14 protein-coding genes and 1 riboswitch are annotated in these 14693 nt (G+C 64.1%); of the genes, 3 read left to right on the top strand and 11 right to left on the bottom strand.

Annotation, left to right across the window (positions count from 1 at the left end; all coding sequences use genetic code 11):
• The first annotated feature begins 110 nt into the window (after positions 1-110).
• The gene (locus C8C89_RS16610) at positions 111-1313 is read left to right on the top strand and encodes a response regulator (RefSeq protein WP_166674769.1); all 1203 of its coding nucleotides are present in this window, start codon (positions 111-113) and stop codon (positions 1311-1313) included.
• On the opposite strand, the gene C8C89_RS16605 is transcribed toward C8C89_RS16610, so the two are convergent.
• Both C8C89_RS16605 and C8C89_RS16600 read right to left on the bottom strand, forming a co-directional pair.
• On the bottom strand, positions 1295-1678 hold the full coding sequence (locus tag C8C89_RS16605) for an immunity 22 family protein (RefSeq protein WP_133991145.1): 384 nt from the start codon (positions 1676-1678) through the stop codon (positions 1295-1297). The two genes, C8C89_RS16610 and C8C89_RS16605, sit on opposite strands and share 19 nt — an antisense overlap.
• A 2-nt stretch (positions 1679-1680) precedes the next feature.
• The gene (locus tag C8C89_RS16600; RefSeq protein WP_133991143.1) at positions 1681-4374 is read right to left on the bottom strand and encodes a polysaccharide deacetylase family protein; all 2694 of its coding nucleotides are present in this window, start codon (positions 4372-4374) and stop codon (positions 1681-1683) included.
• Between the two features lie 161 nt (positions 4375-4535).
• On the opposite strand from C8C89_RS16600, the gene C8C89_RS27530 reads away from it, so the two are divergent.
• Positions 4536-4658 (top strand): hypothetical protein, encoded by a 123-nt coding sequence (locus C8C89_RS27530; protein WP_279587394.1) that lies wholly within the window; start codon positions 4536-4538, stop codon positions 4656-4658.
• A gap of 19 nt (positions 4659-4677) precedes the next feature.
• Here the strand turns inward: C8C89_RS27530 and C8C89_RS16595 are convergent, their stop codons facing one another.
• From C8C89_RS16595 to C8C89_RS16560, 8 genes are read right to left on the bottom strand one after another with little or no spacing between them, the layout of a single operon-like run.
• Complete coding sequence (locus C8C89_RS16595; protein WP_166674768.1) at positions 4678-5730, bottom strand: ABC transporter substrate-binding protein; 1053 nt, start codon at positions 5728-5730, stop codon at positions 4678-4680.
• A gap of 48 nt (positions 5731-5778) precedes the next feature.
• Positions 5779-6840 (bottom strand): ABC transporter substrate-binding protein, encoded by a 1062-nt coding sequence (locus C8C89_RS16590; RefSeq protein ID WP_133991139.1) that lies wholly within the window; start codon positions 6838-6840, stop codon positions 5779-5781.
• Positions 6841-6879: 39 nt separating this feature from the next.
• Entirely contained in the window at positions 6880-7764 is an 885-nt protein-coding gene (locus C8C89_RS16585) for an ABC transporter ATP-binding protein (RefSeq protein ID WP_133991137.1), read from the bottom strand.
• Positions 7761-9026, bottom strand: coding sequence for an MFS transporter (locus C8C89_RS16580; RefSeq protein ID WP_133991135.1), 1266 nt, complete (start codon positions 9024-9026; stop codon positions 7761-7763). Before C8C89_RS16580 ends, C8C89_RS16585 begins: the two co-directional genes overlap by 4 nt.
• Positions 9019-9783: an ABC transporter permease subunit gene (locus C8C89_RS16575; protein ID WP_133991133.1), complete on the bottom strand. Its 765-nt coding sequence runs from the start codon at positions 9781-9783 to the stop codon at positions 9019-9021. The genes C8C89_RS16580 and C8C89_RS16575 overlap by 8 nt, the downstream gene beginning before the upstream one ends.
• Positions 9780-10622 (bottom strand): ABC transporter permease, encoded by an 843-nt coding sequence (locus C8C89_RS16570; RefSeq protein WP_133991131.1) that lies wholly within the window; start codon positions 10620-10622, stop codon positions 9780-9782. The genes C8C89_RS16575 and C8C89_RS16570 overlap by 4 nt, the downstream gene beginning before the upstream one ends.
• Positions 10623-10633: 11 nt before the next feature.
• A complete protein-coding gene (locus C8C89_RS16565; protein ID WP_133991129.1) occupies positions 10634-11713 on the bottom strand; it encodes a PhnD/SsuA/transferrin family substrate-binding protein in 1080 nt (359 codons plus the stop codon).
• A 22-nt stretch (positions 11714-11735) separates the two neighbouring features.
• Entirely contained in the window at positions 11736-12485 is a 750-nt protein-coding gene (locus C8C89_RS16560) for a class II aldolase/adducin family protein (protein WP_133991127.1), read from the bottom strand.
• 226 nt (positions 12486-12711) lie between these two features.
• On the opposite strand from C8C89_RS16560, the gene C8C89_RS16555 reads away from it, so the two are divergent.
• The gene (locus C8C89_RS16555; protein WP_133991125.1) at positions 12712-13773 is read left to right on the top strand and encodes an ABC transporter substrate-binding protein; all 1062 of its coding nucleotides are present in this window, start codon (positions 12712-12714) and stop codon (positions 13771-13773) included.
• A gap of 66 nt (positions 13774-13839) precedes the next feature.
• Here C8C89_RS16555 and C8C89_RS16550 read toward each other — a convergent pair whose 3' ends face one another.
• Positions 13840-14340 (bottom strand): 6,7-dimethyl-8-ribityllumazine synthase, encoded by a 501-nt coding sequence (locus C8C89_RS16550; RefSeq protein ID WP_133991122.1) that lies wholly within the window; start codon positions 14338-14340, stop codon positions 13840-13842.
• Positions 14341-14513: 173 nt separating this feature from the next.
• A riboswitch (FMN riboswitch) is annotated at positions 14514-14675 on the bottom strand.
• Positions 14676-14693 lie beyond the last annotated feature (18 nt).

Raw genomic sequence — 14693 nt, 5'->3', positions numbered from 1 at the left:
GACTGACACTGCCGGATGCCGCCGCTTTGCGCCGTCTCAATACCACGGCCGCCCTACTTCCTATGATGAGCATATGCAGCTTGTGCAATGCCGCATCCATTGGGGGGGCCGTGGGCAAATCGGATACCAGCAGCGCCAGCGCCAGTGCGCCGGCAGCGGTGCGCAAGAAAGATGCGCTGCCATTCATCCTGCTATACATCCTGCTGGCGGGCTTGCTGGCAGTGATAGGGGGGGCGGTCCTGGCGCCCCGCTACCAGGCCGTGCCGGCGCTGCTGTGGAGCCTGGGTTTTTGCGTCAGCGGCATGCTGCTGGGATTTCTGTTCGGCATTCCCCGCACCCTGCCCTCTGGCATGGTCAACATGGCGCAAGCCGAGGACCGTCCGAACGGCAAGCGACGCAGCACGGACGAGAACGCTAACGGGGGGACCGGCAATACCCTCTTTCTCGGCACGCCCGCGCCGATGGAAATCAATTCCAACTTGGTGGAAGTATCGGACTGGCTGACCAAGATCATCGTCGGCGTGGGCTTGATCGAAATGAAGACCTTGCCCGCTACGGCGCGCGGCGTGGCCGCATTCATCGCGCCCAGCCTCGCCATTGCGCCAGACACGGCCCAGGCCGTCGTGAGCGGCATCATGCTGTTCTTTTCCGTGCATGGTTTCCTGATCGGCTACCTGCTCACGCGCATCTACCTGTCCATCATGATCCAGCGGGCCGACAGCCTCGTCAAAAATGATTCCGTGCGCCTGGAAAGCGGCAAGGAAATCGAAGTAACGGAACTGAGCCGCTTGCAGCAAAAGTCGCTCGACGACATGCAGGAAGCCGTCACGCAACTGCTGCTGGCCCATCCTCCGGACGGGGGCGCGGCAGTCACGGCCCTGGCCGGCGTGCCGACAGCGCAAAAGCCGTCCAGCCTGGTGCTGTGGCTGGATGACCATCCGTGCAACAACACCTTGCTGGTGGAACAGCTGGAACGGGAAAACATCAAGGTAGACCAGGCTGTATCGACGCGCCAGGCACTGGATATGCTGCAACAGAAGGCCTATGCACTGCTCATCACGGATATGGCGCGGGTGGAAAACCGCCGGCGCATCAAGGATGCGGGCGTGCGCACGGTGCGCGAAGTGCGGCAGGCTCAGCCCACGCTAGCCATCATCGTGTATTGCAGCAAAGATACGGTCGCCAGTTACGGCGTGGAAGCGGAAGCGGCCGGCGCCCGTTTCATCACCACCTCGGGCACCAGCCTGCTGGCGGCCGTCAACAAGCTATTGCATGAGGAACAGGAGGATGGGACTCAGTCTTCCACGCGGTAACGGTAGCTGCCCACGTAATGCAGCGAACTGCGCTGGGGGTGCGCCAGCCGGTTCGGCGCAAACACGCACACGCTCGTGTCGGCCAGCACACCCTGCGCCTGCGCATCCGCGCACGCCTGCGCCAGCCAGCTGTCGCCATACGAGACGCCATCGAGCAATTGCGCCAGCGGCGCGGGCGAGGCCAGCAGCGCGCTTTCCACACACGCTGGCTCGTAGTGCGTGAGACCCGTTTCCAGGAAGAATGGCGACGGCACGGCGTCACCATCCTCCGTGCAGGTGGGCGACAGGTAAGCCTGCAGCGCTTCCCAACTGGCGAAGCGCCCCTTGCAGGCAAATACGTGGACGGTGGTCACGTTGGAAGACAAGCCTACAGCTTCTCCATTTTTTGCCGCACGGCCGGGGCCGTCGAGGCCGTCGGCGCCAGTTCCAGATAGGTTTTGTACGCGGCCTTGGCCTTGGCGGCATCACCGGCCTTGGCATACGCATCGCCCAGGTTCAAATAGGCGATCGCGCGCGACGGGTCCATCTTGACCGTGTTTTCAAACCAGCGGGCTGCTTCGCGGTATTTTTCCTGCTTGTAGAAGACAAAGCCCAGGTTGTTCGCTGCCAGCGCGAAGTCGGGACGCAATTTCAGCGCTTCCGTAAATTGCGCTTCCGCCGCCGCATACTGTTTCTCCTTGTACAACTGCAAGCCGCGGTCGTTGGCCCGCTGCGCCAGCTGGCGCGCCGACGTGGGCACGGCGCCCGGCGTGACGATCTTTTGTTCACCGCCCTGCAAATCCTTCACCGTGACGCTGGCAGCTTGCGGCTTGGCGTCGAGCTTGCTGTTCAGGGCGATGGCTTCCGTCGACAGCTGTGTCGTATTCGGGCTGAGGAACTCCGTCTCGCCCGGCAATTCGAAGACGAAGTCGCCCCCTTCCGAGCCAGGCAGGCTGCCAAACGCGGGGGTCTGGTTCGATACGCTGGACACGGCGGGCGCCACGTAGGCTGCCAGTTCCGTGGCCGTGATGAGGCCATCGCCGTTCAGATCGCCCTTGCCCGCCAGGCCTTGCAGCAGGGTCCAGGTGAACACCGAGTGGCCGTTCGGTCCGCCATCGGCCACCAGCTGGTCGCCGCCGCCGGCCGTCAGCATTTGCCGGCCGATGCGCTTGGCGTTATCGCGCAAGAAGGAGCTGGAACCGGCTCCGCGCGTCAGGCCCAGGCCACTGTAGCAGGCATCCATGACAAAGAACGCATGCTTGGCCGTCAGCGATTCCGCGATATTCTGGATTTCCGTCATGGGAATCGCATCCGTGGCGAACTGCGCCGGGTCAGAATCGACGGGCACGATGTAGCCAAGGTCGCGCCCGGAGCTCAGCTTGCGCGTGGCGCCGTGGCCGGCAAAGAAGACGAAGATGCGGTCATTCTTTTGCACGCCGCCATGCGCCAGCTTGTCGTGGAAGGCGGCCAGGATGTTGTTGCGCGTCGCCTCGCCATTCTTCAGGGTCACGACGCGCTCGGGCGCAAAAGCGAACTTTTCGATCAGGGTTTCGCGGATGCCTTGCGCATCGCGCACCGCGTATTGCAGTTTTGGCCACTTCGCATAATCATCGATGCCGATCACCACGGCCCAGGAATTGGCGTAGCCCGTGGTGACGGGCACTTTCTCGGGTGCGGGCGCCGTGCTTTTCGCCACCTGGAAGCTGCTGCCATCCCAGCCTGCGAATTGATAGCCTTCAGCGATCAGCTTGTCGAGCACGGCCGGCAAGGCTTTCACCGTGCGCTCATGGATGTCATGGAACAGGACGATGCCGCGTCCCGCCTTGTCGACGGAGGCCAGCACGCGATTCGTGATGGAGCTGGGCACGGGATCGGCCCAGTCCAGCGAATCGATATTCCACATCACGGATTTCAAATGCGCATCGGCCAGCGCGGCCATGCCTTCGCTGTTGCGCGCACCATACGGAAAACGGAACAGCGCGGCCCGCTCGGGGCTGATGGCTTTCAACAAGGTGTCCGTGCCGAGGATTTCGCCTTTCAGCTTGTCGCCCGTCTGTTTCGACAACTGGGCGTGACTGAAACTGTGGTTGCCCACGGCATAGCCCTCTTTCATCAGCTTGCGGCTCACTTCCGCGCCCGCATTGAGCTTGGCGTGGCCTTCCGCGTCGAGCGAGCCCAGGTTGCGGCCCACGTTGAAGAAGACGGCCGGCACGCCATACTGTTTCAGGATGGCGCTGATTTCTTCCGTGTAGCGGCGGTGCGGGCCGTCGTCGAAGGTCAGCACGATGGTTTTCTTCGGCAAGCCCAGGCCAAAGATTTCCGCCTCATCTTTTTTTGGCGCCGGCTTGGCTTCGGGTATGGAACCGGCGGGCGGTACCGCATACGGTACGACAATGCCGTTTTCCTTCAGAATCTGTTCGCGGCTGTAAAGCTTTTTCAGCTGCGCCACGTAATCGTCCCAGCGTTCGCGCTTGAGTTCGATGGCGCGCTGCCCCAGGTTACCGAAGATTTGCCGGATTTCCTTCTCATAATTGCGCTCGATCTCGCCCAGCGCATCGAGGTCCTCGGAAATGCGCTTGTGCAGTTTGATGGCCGGCAAGGAGCTATCCCTGGCCACGTCGGCCAGCATGCTTTGCAGCAGTTCGCGGAAAGCCAGGCGGTCCGCATCGTACAGGCCGGGATCGGATTCGATATACGTCAACAGGCTATCGAGCGCTTCGAAGCGGCCCGGATTGGTGGGCGCCGTCAGTTGGTCCAGCGCCGCATCGAGCTTGGCAATGCGTTCCTGGTTTTCATGGAAAAGCGCCTGCCCCACTTTACGCGCTTCGTCGCGCGCGCCTTCCGGCAGACTTTGCTCGTCGGCCAGCAGCACGATGATCTTGCGGAAATTGCCCAGCAAGTCGCGGAACTGGCTGGCCACGGCAGCCGTGTCGGCGGTGGACTGCGGCGCGGCGGCCGGGCTGTCCGAGGCGGGAGCGCCAGGTGTGGCGGTGGCGGCGGGACGGGTATAGGCATAAATGCCGGCCCCAGCGGCGAGAGCCACAACGACGGTGGCGGCGATCTTGATCGGCTTGGAAGTCACAGGCTTGTCATTCCCTTCACATACTATGCATAGCATTCAGATGGCGCGGATGCGCACGATGCATAATTGTAAAGCACGCCTGGCACAAGCTCAGCCCGCACGGTGAATTTCGGCAATAATATTGCTGAACACCTCCATAGATAGTGAAAACGGAAACGACGATGCACAAGAAACTCTGCGCGGCTGCGCTGATGCTGGGCGTGGCCCTGATGCTGCTGCAACTGCGCGCGCATGCGGGCGATACGGGAGTAAAATCGGTGGGACGCGTGTGCCTGCCGCACTGAAGCGCGCCCAACGGTACCGCTACACCTTGGCCGGTTCCCAGTAATTGGCCAGCCCCAGCTTTTTCAGGCCGGCCGCCACGAAACGCGGTTCCAGCAACTCTTCCGCCGTCAACGGTAGCCGGATCAGCTTTTGTTCCTGCGCAAACGCTAGCACCCGGCGGTAATGCCGGTACACGGCATCGTCGTACAGGGGCGACCAGCGTTCCTTCCACTGCAAGCCCGGATCGTCATAGCTGCGCCGCACGACGCTGTCGGGCGTGCCGTTGCGCGTGCCATCCTTGATGACCGCTTCGCGGTTGCCATCGAGCGCCGCCCAGTGCTGGGCCCGCAGCCAGGCCGTGGCCACCAGTTCGGCGATGTCGGGATGGGCTTGCGTAAAGTCGCGCCGCGCCCATAGTTCCGCCCGCATTTTGCGCTCCGGCAAGCCCTTGCTGGACCAGATGATGCGGCCGATGCCCTTGTCTTCCAGCGGATAGCCATTGATCATGAACAAGGCGTCGACGGCGCCCGTGGCCAAGGCGGCCGTACCTGGCTTCAAATCCATATTGATCAGGCGAAAATCCGTGGGTGACATGCGCTGGTCAGCGATCAGCTGGCGCAGCCCCAGTTCCCATGGCCGGCCCCGGTGCACGCTGATGCGCTTGCCCTTCAGGTCGGCCAGCGAGGTGGCGCGTGAACTGCTGGGCACAAGCAAAAACTGGTCCGTGCCCCTCCCCGCCGGAACGATCACCTGCGTGCGCACGCCACCCGCGTTAAGGATGACTGACGGCAAGTCGCCATACGCGGCCATATCGATGCGCCCGCTGGCGAACGCCTCATTCATGGTGGCACCCGTGTCGCCCGTGACGGGCAGCCATTCCAGCCGCACGCCCCGCTGTCTGAGTTCGCGTGCCAACCAGCCTTCCTGGTGCACCCGGTAAGCGATGCCGCCCAGTTCCGCCCTGCCGTTTTCCGCAAACCCCGTCGAGGCGATGCGCAGGGCTGCCGGTGGCACCCCCACTTTCGCCGCCGACACTGCCTGTCCCGCCAGGGGCAGCAGCGCCAGCCCGCCCATCACCGTGCGTCGCCGCATCCCATTCTCCTCATCATCAATCATGGCCACTGTTGACGTGCTTCCCGCTCAAGCCGCACGACGCGTTTGCGCCAGCGCCGCTTCGAATGGACGGGGATCGATCCAGGCACGCACATCGACCTTGCTGGGCAGGAAGTTCCAGCGGAACAAAAAGTCGCTGAAATCCTGCAAGCCCGCAATCGACGTTTCCGCCAGATCAGTGTCCAGGCGCAAATGCGCATCCTTGCCGTAGGCCACTTGCACCCAGTGCTCGCTGGCATTCGATTCGCGCGCCAGGAAACGCCGCGTCTCGTCCGCATGGCCGCGCGCCCACGCTTCGGCCCGCAGCACCTGCTCGACCAGGGTGACGGCGGAACTGAAATGGTGGTCCAGCAAGTGCGCATCCACGCTCAGGGTGCGCGGCGTGCCGTTGTTGGCGCGGATCAGGGGTTCCGGATGGATGCCCGTGTCGATCACCGTGTGCAAGCCGAACTGCTGCGCCAGTTGCGCGGCCGAAGCGCCTTTCAGAAAGATGGCATCCACCTCGCCCCGCAGCAGCCCCAGCAGTTCCGGACTTTGGCCGCCGCGCCGCGCGCCGCTGAACAGATTCGTCGCCGCGCCCTGCTCCGGCGGTGATTCGCTCTGTCCCACCGCAATCACATAGTCAAGCAGTTCCACGTCCGCAATGGCCAGGCCTTCCAGGCTCAGCGCGTTTTCCATACCGCGCAAGGCTTGCGCACGCGCAAAGTCGATCTGCGCCTTGGCCCACAAAGGCAAGCCGAAACGACGTCCCTTCAAGTCGCGCACTGTCTTGATGCCGCTGTCGGGCAAGGTCAATATCAGCTGCGTCTCGTCCGACCACGACAGGCCGATCACGCGCGTCTCGCGCCCCGCCGCGCGCGCCCACAGGGCGGGAATATTGCCGCCGTGGCGCACGGAATTTTGCAAGGTATGGTCGAAATGCGATTCGCGCACGGCTTTCTGCTCGGACTCGCGCAAGGAGCGCAAGCTGGTGCCGTCCGCGCGCAAGGCTGTTTCCAGCCAGCCTTGTTGCAGGGCTATCCCCAGGCCCGTCGGGACGGGGCAGCGCGTGTACCACAGGGTATCGAGTACTTGATTGTCATTGCTCATTTGCTATCTCCTGGTGGGTGAATCGATCAGACATGTCAACTACAGCGCCATCCTGCGCGCCCATTCATTGCCATCCCATAAGCTGCTGGGGTGTACCTCGTCCTGCGCCACGGGCGCGTGCGTGTCGTCGAGGTCGCTAAAATCCGCATGCAAGCCGTCGCGGATGGCGACAAAGCCCGGCGAACCGCGCTGGCGCGGATGGGCCAGCGGCACGTCCTGCACCCGGCGCACCTTGCCTGGGCGCGCATCGAGCACGACGATGCGGTCGGCCAGGTAGACGGCTTCATCGATGTCGTGCGTGACCATCACCATGGTGATGCCCTCGTCCTGCCACAGGCGGCGCAGCTCTTGCTGCAAACGCAAGCGTGTCAGCGCGTCGAGCGCGCCCAGCGGTTCGTCCAGCAGCAGCACATCGGGCCGCCCGACGAGGGCGCGGGCGATCGCCGCCCGCTGCGACATGCCGCCCGACAATTGATGCGGATAAGCATCCGCATAGCCATCGAGGCCCACGCGCGTGATTTCCGCCGCCACGCGCGATGCGCGCTCGGCCAATGGCACCTTGGTATTGCTGAAAGCCACGGCCACGTTCTGCTGCACCGTCAACCAGGGAAACAGGCGGTGATCCTGGAACACGAGGCCACGGTGCAAAGCCGTGCCACGTATCGGTACACCATCGTGCAGCAGCAAGCCCGTGTAATCCGTATCGAGACCCGCCAGCAGGCGCAACAAGGTTGATTTACCGCAACCGGACGCGCCCACGATGGCAACGAATTCGCCCGGCGCAATCGTCAGGGAAATGTCGTCGAGCACCAGCAGCGGTGCGCCTTTCAGCGCGAACGACTTGCTCACATGCTGCACTTGCAAGCCGCCGCTCAGGTGCTGTCGCTGCGGCAGCAAGGTCGATGGAGAAACGAAATCATTCATGGCGCACTCTCTGCGGTGGGGGCTAAGGAAGGAATGGCGGCGGGCGGCGCCCGGCGCAGCCAGCGGCTGCCGTGAAAATAGAGCCAGGCGGCCAGCCACGGAGCCAGCCAGATCAGGAACACATTGCGCAAGCCCGTCAGGTCAGCCAGGCGGCCCGCCGCCAGCGCGCCAGCCGTGCCGCCCACCATGCCGAACAGGGTCAAATGGGCCGAAACGCGGGCCTTGTCGACGGGCGCGCGGGCAATATTGTCCGTATTGACGAGGTTATTCACGCCCAGGCCCAGGCCCAGCAGCACGGAAGCACCCAGGTAGGCGAGGCTATCCGGCCACAAACCCAGGATCAGCAAGGCCGCCATGATGGCCAGGTGCGCGCCGCCATACAGCTGTTCGCGGTAGCGGCTGGCCAGCACGAAGCGCCCCAGAAACAGCAGCACCAGCACGCAACTGAGTCCCTGCACGGCCATCAGCCAGACGGAGTGGTGAGCAGGCCAGTGCAGCACGCGGATGGCCAGCAAGATGGAAAACACGCCCACGCTGGACGCCGTGAAGCTGGCGAGGATCTCGAACAGATACGTGACGCGCACCACTGGCAGGCGCAGCAGCTCGCGCAGGCTGGCCGCGCCGGGCATGGCAGCATATCCCCCCTGCTTGCGCGGCGCCGTGTTATCGGGCAACACTTGCCAACCAAGCACGGCCAGAATGGCGAACATCAGGGCGGATATCAAAAAGCCTGCCTTCAGCCCCAGTTGCGCGATCAGGTAATTACCACACAAGGGCCCGAGGAACTGCATGCCCAAGATCAACGTCCCCTTGTACCAGCCCGCCTTGCCCTGCCCCAGTTCCGGCAGGCGCACGAGAAACACGGTGCTCATGGCCACGATGCGCAGCGAAATGCACAGGCCAACCAAAAACATCAGCAAGGCCACCCACTGCCAGCCAGGCAGCCACGGCAGCACGCAAAAAGCCAGCGCCAGGCTCATGCTCACTCCCGCGTACAAGTGCTTCGGATTGCCGCGTGACAAGATGTAGCCGGCCGGTATGGTGCCCAGCGCCATGGCCAGGGTTTCCGCGCTGCTGATCGCGGCCAGCTGGAAATTGCTCACATGCAAATGTAACCCCAGCAAGGTGGCCAGCACCTTGTTCATGCCGATAGTCACGCCCGACAGCAGGGTCAGGCCGATAAAGCGCAGCAAGAAGGCGCGCAGTTCACCTTCGCGCGCACTGACGGCCGCGTCTGGCTGGAATGGAAGGGATTCACTCACTGCTGCGCCCCTTCACCAGCAAACGTGCCAGCCGCGCGAACGCCACGTTCATCGCTTGCGCCAGCAATGCAATCACGAGCACGGCCAGCAGGACGACATCCATGCGGCCCGATACTTCGCCGTTGAGCAATAATGAACCCATGCCGGGGCCGGCCGAAAACAGCAGTTCGCCGCCCAAGCAAGCGAGCCAGGCGAACGCCAGCGCATGCGTGACGCCGGTAACGATGGCCGGCATGGCGCCCGGCAGCAAAATCTGGCGCAAGGTTTGCCAGCGCGTCAGGGTCAGCACCTGCCCCACTTCGCGCAATCTTCCTTCCACCTGGCGCATGCCCGCATACGTGTTGAGCACGGTGGGATAAAAGGCGGCGATGGCGATCACCAGCAGCTTGGCGCCGTCGCCATTGCCCACCCACAAGCCCAGCAAGGGGATCAGGCCCAGCAAGGGTACTTGCCGGATGCTGTGGAACAGCGGGCCAATCAGTCTGTCAGCCAGCGGCGACTGCGCCATCAGCGCGCCCGTGACGATGCCGGCGCTGCCGCCCAGCAGCAAGCCGGCCAGAGTGCGGCCCAGGCTGGCGCGCAAATGCACCCACAGTTCGCCCGTCACGACCAGGTCGCGCAAGCTATGCGCAAGGTCGCCCAGCGAGACAAAGATGTAGGCGGCCGCCGCGCCCTGGCCGGATGCCCATTGCCAGGCGCCCAGCAAGGCCAGCGGCAGCAGCGCGCCCTTGATGATCTGGATCAAGCGTTGTTTCATATGGACTCCCCATTACGCTTCCAGCGCATCAGCCACGATTCCAGCGCGTGGCAGGCACGGTCCAGGCTGAAGCCGATCACGCCCGTCAGCACCACGCCCACCATCACCACGTCGAGACGGAACATTTGCCGGCCCATTTCCATCATCTGCCCCAGGCCGCTGTCGGCGGCCAGCAATTCCGCGCCCACCAGCACCATCCACGAGCGCGACAGGGCGATGCGCATGCCCGTCAGCGACGCCGGCACGATGGCCGGCACGACGATCAGGCGGATGCGCTGCCAGCGCGAAAAGCAATACACGTGCGCCACCTCAAAGTAGCGCTGCGACAGGTTGCGGATGGCGTCATGCACGGCCAGCGCCACGATGAAGAAGCTGGCCTTGGCCACGATAAACACCTTGAAGCTCTCGCCTATGCCGAACAGCAAGATAAACAGGGGAATCAAGGCCACGGTGGGCAACTGGCGCAAGACATTGAAAGTAGGGTCGACGTAGCTGCGCAAGCCAGGCGACAGGCCCAGCACGACGCCGAAGGCCAGGCCCGCGCTGGCGCCCAGGCCGAAACCGGCCAGCAGTCGGAACAGGCTGATGCCCAGGTGCTGGCCCAGTTCGCCGCTTTCGACCAGGTCTGCCGCCGTCAGCAGCACTTGCCAGGGCGACATCAAAATGTGCGCGGGCATCCACTCATAGGTGGTCGCGACGCTCCACAGCAAAAGCAAGGCCAGCGGCGACGCCCACACGGACCAGCGCGAGCGGATAAAGCGCTGCAGCCACGGGCTCTGCGCTGCGTGCGCTGGCGCAGGGGCGCGCGGCAAGGCGATGGCGTTAGCGAAAGTATTCATGCGCGCCGCCGTCATGGCGTCCAGTAAGTTTGCAGCTTTAGCTGCGCAAGCGCCTGGTTGACGAACTGGGGCGCGAACAGGCTGTCGACTTGCAGGGGACGCCCGATCAGGCCCGCGCTCTTCGCATACGCCGCCTCGCCCACGTAGTGCTGGCGCAGGCTGGCCGTAAACAAGGGCGACCAGCGCGCCTGCCACGGCGTATGGTCGCCCGCCAGTTCACGCCGCACGACGCTTTCCACTTGCCCAGCCGCCGCCTCGCTGCGCACATATTCATCTTCGCCACCCGCGCCGGCGGCCCGGTGGTGCTCGCGCACATAGGCCGTCACCACCAACTGGGCCAGCTGCGGATAGCGTTGCAGGAAGCCGCTGTCGGCCCACAGTTCCGCGCGCATCTTCCAGTCCTGCGGGGGCGCCTTGCTGGACCAGATGATCTTGCCCACTTTTTTATCCTCGAGCAGGAAGGCGTCGCTGAGGGTAAAGAAGGCGTCCGCGCCGCCCGTCGCCACGGCCGCTGCGCCTGCCTGCGGATTGAGGTTGAGGATTTTTACGTCGCGCAAGGTCATGCCATTGGCTTCCAGCAGGCGCGCGAATGGGTATTCCCACGGCCGCCCGCGGTGCAGGGCGATCTTCTTGCCCTTCAAGTCCTTGATCGAGCGGGCCGTGGAACCATTGGGCACCACCAGATAGGTATTATTGGCGCTGCCGCCGGGCAAAATCAGCCGCGTCTGCAAGCCAGAGGCATTGGCGATAATCGATGGCAAGTCGCCATACTGCGCCAGGTCGATCGAGTGATTGGCAAACGCCTCGTTGACCTGCGTCGCCACCGAATTGGTGGTGACGGGCACCCACTCCAGCTTCACGCCCAGCTTGCCCAGTTCGGCGGCCAGCCAGCCCGTTGATGCCACCTGGGCAGCCGAACCGGCAAACACGGTCTTGCCGGACGGCGCCGTACGGGCCACGACGGCGATGCGCACGGCGGCCGGCAGTGGCTCGGCAGCGGCCGCCAGTGCGATGGCGGGCGCCAGCAGGCTGGCCACCACGGCGGTGGCGAATACTTTGCGCCAGCTCAAACGTAAGAATTTCAATGACATCTCGGGCCTGTTCTTGAAAGGGTTACACCAGATCGGTGGCAGGAAGCAGTGAAAGCGCGCGGGCCGTGTCGATCAGCTTGCTCATCTTCCATTGCTGCAGCAGCACGCCGGGACCGAAATCGCGCGAACCGCCGATGGCTTCGGCCGCGATCTGGATCTTGGCGCCCTCTTCCAGCAGCAGAATGAACTCGGCCAGCTTCAGCAAGCCCTGCTTGCCCCACACGGTGGCGCCGCCATTCGCTTCCAGGATGGCCGTGGCATGCGTGTTGCGTGCGATTTCGCCGAGGATGAAATCGACTTCCGGCTGGCGGCGGTCGATATAGATGGGAATTTCGCGTATCAGCTGGAAGCGCTGCACGGGCACGTAGCGGATCGGCAGGGTGCGGTGCGTCTGCGCCCACGCGCCCAGGGACGGCGAATGCACATGCGAGATCGACGTGACCTCGGGCCGTTCGCGGAATAATTTTAAATAGCGCGCGCCGCCGTTGTTGGCGTCGCCCACAATCACCGTGCCATCGAGCGCCAGCACGGCCGCCTTCAAGGGCTGGCCGCGGCGGAACGGGCCCGGGTCGTTGACCACCACCACCTTGTCACCGCCAGGGGTGCGCTCGACAAAGCCCACCGTGCCGTTGGCCGTCAGGCTGCCCGTCTCGCGCAAGCCGTCGAAGGCCGTCTGCGCATCGCGCCGCACCTGCTCCACGAAGGCCAGTTCGGCTACCGTCAACTCCTGCGCCTGCACTTGTTGTGTTTCCGCTTGTGCCACGTCCGTCATGTCATGCTCCATTCTTTGAGGTTGAGGTACGAATCAGTCATGCCTCTACTTTCGCAAGACGCGTGCCAGCACCAGGGCGGGGGGAAATGCTGAATGCCTGCTGCCTGCGCAACAGCGGCTGCTGGCGTGGCAGCAGCACCGTGCGCACGCGCTGTCGGCAAGCCAGCAAGCGGCGCGGGCACGTTTCCTGCACGGCTCAAGACTTCCACCATCACGAAGGAATTCCATGACTACCGCAAGCTCCGCTCCCATCGATACAGTCGATACCGTCTGGTTCACGCGCTGCCCCGTGCCCACGGCCACGGGCCTGGCCTACAAACTGGGCTGGCTGGACGAGGAATTCGCCCGCGACGGCATCGCCCTGAAAACCCTGCAGGAAGTAGGCGGCGAACTGGCGCGCCACCATTACGATCACGGCCTGTCCACGCTTGTGCGCGAAGGGGGCAACCTGCTGGCCCTGCCCGCGCGCGCGCAATGGGCTCCCACGCGCCTGGTCGGCCTGACCTGGATCGACGAATGGCAAGCCATCCTCGTGCGCCCCGGTTCCGGCATCACGACGCCGGCGCAGCTGCAGGGCAAGCGGCTGGCGCTACCCGTGTTCCGCGCCGAGGATTTGCGCGAGAACCGGCGCGGGCGCAGCATCGCGCGCGGCATGAGCCTGGCCGGTTACAAGGGCGTGCTGGCCTCGGCCGGGCTGACGCTGGACGATGTGCGTCTGGTGGAAGTAGGCGCGGACGCGCCAGCGCAGGCCAATCTGGGCGCGGGCCTGTGGCAAGGCATCGCGCCGCTGCTGCGCGGCGACGTCGACGCCGTCTACGTGAAGGGCGCGGCGGCGGCCGAGGCGGCCCGCGCGGCCGGGCTGGAAGTGGGCATAGCCATCGACGCACTGCCCGACCGGCGCTTCCGCGTCAATAACGGCACGCCACGGCCGATTACCGTGCATGAAACGATGCTGGAACAGCATTTCGAGCTGGTCGTGCGCTTTTTGACGCAAACCCTGCGCGCCGCCCACTGGGCGCGCAGCCACCAGGCCGACGTGCTGGCCATCCTGCAGGGCGAAACGCGGGCCGGCGCCGACGCCGTGGCCGAAGCCTACCGTGACGGTTTTCACCTGACCCTGGCGCCCGACCTGTCCGACGAGAAGGTGGCCCTGTTCCGTCAGCAGAAGGATTTCCAGCTGCAGCACGGTTTTCTCGACCGCGACGTCGATATCGATAGCTGGATCGACCGCCGGCCGCTGGAGGAAGCGCAACGGCGCCTCGACGCGCTGCTACAGCAGGCGGCATAAAGAAACGGGGCCAGCGCACGAATATGCGCTGGCCCCGGGTACTACGGCGTCAAGGCAAACGGCGTCCTAGGCGGCCAAGGCCTCGTGCGGCGCGCTAGCCGGTTGCGCCAGCCGCTGCAGCGAGTGGACGGTGGCCGCGCAAGCCGTGGCCAGTTCGACGCCCTTGACCTTGAAATGCTGGAAGTAGAATTCCTGGTGCTCGTGGCCCGCATGGAAGTGGTGCGGGGTCAGCACGGCCGACAGCACGGGCACGCCCGTCGCCAGCTGCACCTGCATCATGCCGGAAATGACGGCATCGGCCACGAAGTCATGGCGGTAGATGCCGCCGTCGACCACCAGGGCGGAAGCGGCAATCGCCGCGTACTGGCCGCTCCTGGCCAGCACTTGCGCATGCAGGGGAATTTCAAAGGCACCGGCGACGTCGATGACATCGATGTCGTCCTGCGTGAAACCCAGAGTCGCCATTTCGGCGATGAAAGACAATCGGCATTGCGCGACGATGTCGCGGTGCCAGCCCGCCTGGATGAATGCGATGCGCTTGCCGGGTGCTGCATATGTTTGTGACATGTATAACTCCTGTTTTCAAGAATGATAAAAACAGGGCATAGAATCGAAGGGGATATGACAGGCGCGTGAAAGCCACGCCCAACTGCGCATGCAGGAACACGCGCCCGCGCATCGACGGCAAACGCAGGCCGTCCATGCACCGGGCGTATGCCGGCACCAACACAATGATTCCATCCCGCTCTCTCTTTATCCGGACTATACCGTCGGCCCCGGAATCTCACCAGGTCTGCTGACCTTGTCGTCATAGCCCGAAGACCATGCCGGCAAGCGCTCGCGGGCTAGGCACGCATGCCATTACCGCCGGTGGGGAATCGCACCCCGCCCTGAGAACGTTACGTGGCCAGCGCACAGGG

This window comes from Janthinobacterium sp. 75, from assembly GCF_004365495.1.
GTDB lineage: Bacteria > Pseudomonadota > Gammaproteobacteria > Burkholderiales > Burkholderiaceae_D > Janthinobacterium.
The sequence above is the reverse complement of the archived record's forward strand: the minus strand, read 5'-3'. Positions and strand labels throughout refer to the sequence as shown.

Coding starts and splice junctions, on each gene's coding strand:
- C8C89_RS16595 (WP_166674768.1), bottom strand. CDS start 5,730: ATGCGGCGACGCACGGTGATGGGCGGGCTGGCGCTGCTGCCCCTGGCG.
- C8C89_RS16560 (WP_133991127.1), bottom strand. CDS start 12,485: ATGACGGACGTGGCACAAGCGGAAACACAACAAGTGCAGGCGCAGGAG.
- C8C89_RS16550 (WP_133991122.1), bottom strand. CDS start 14,340: ATGTCACAAACATATGCAGCACCCGGCAAGCGCATCGCATTCATCCAG.
- C8C89_RS16570 (WP_133991131.1), bottom strand. CDS start 10,622: ATGAATACTTTCGCTAACGCCATCGCCTTGCCGCGCGCCCCTGCGCCA.
- C8C89_RS16590 (WP_133991139.1), bottom strand. CDS start 6,840: ATGAGCAATGACAATCAAGTACTCGATACCCTGTGGTACACGCGCTGC.
- C8C89_RS16575 (WP_133991133.1), bottom strand. CDS start 9,783: ATGAAACAACGCTTGATCCAGATCATCAAGGGCGCGCTGCTGCCGCTG.
- C8C89_RS27530 (WP_279587394.1), top strand. CDS start 4,536: ATGCACAAGAAACTCTGCGCGGCTGCGCTGATGCTGGGCGTGGCCCTG.
- C8C89_RS16565 (WP_133991129.1), bottom strand. CDS start 11,713: ATGTCATTGAAATTCTTACGTTTGAGCTGGCGCAAAGTATTCGCCACC.
- C8C89_RS16585 (WP_133991137.1), bottom strand. CDS start 7,764: ATGAATGATTTCGTTTCTCCATCGACCTTGCTGCCGCAGCGACAGCAC.
- C8C89_RS16555 (WP_133991125.1), top strand. CDS start 12,712: ATGACTACCGCAAGCTCCGCTCCCATCGATACAGTCGATACCGTCTGG.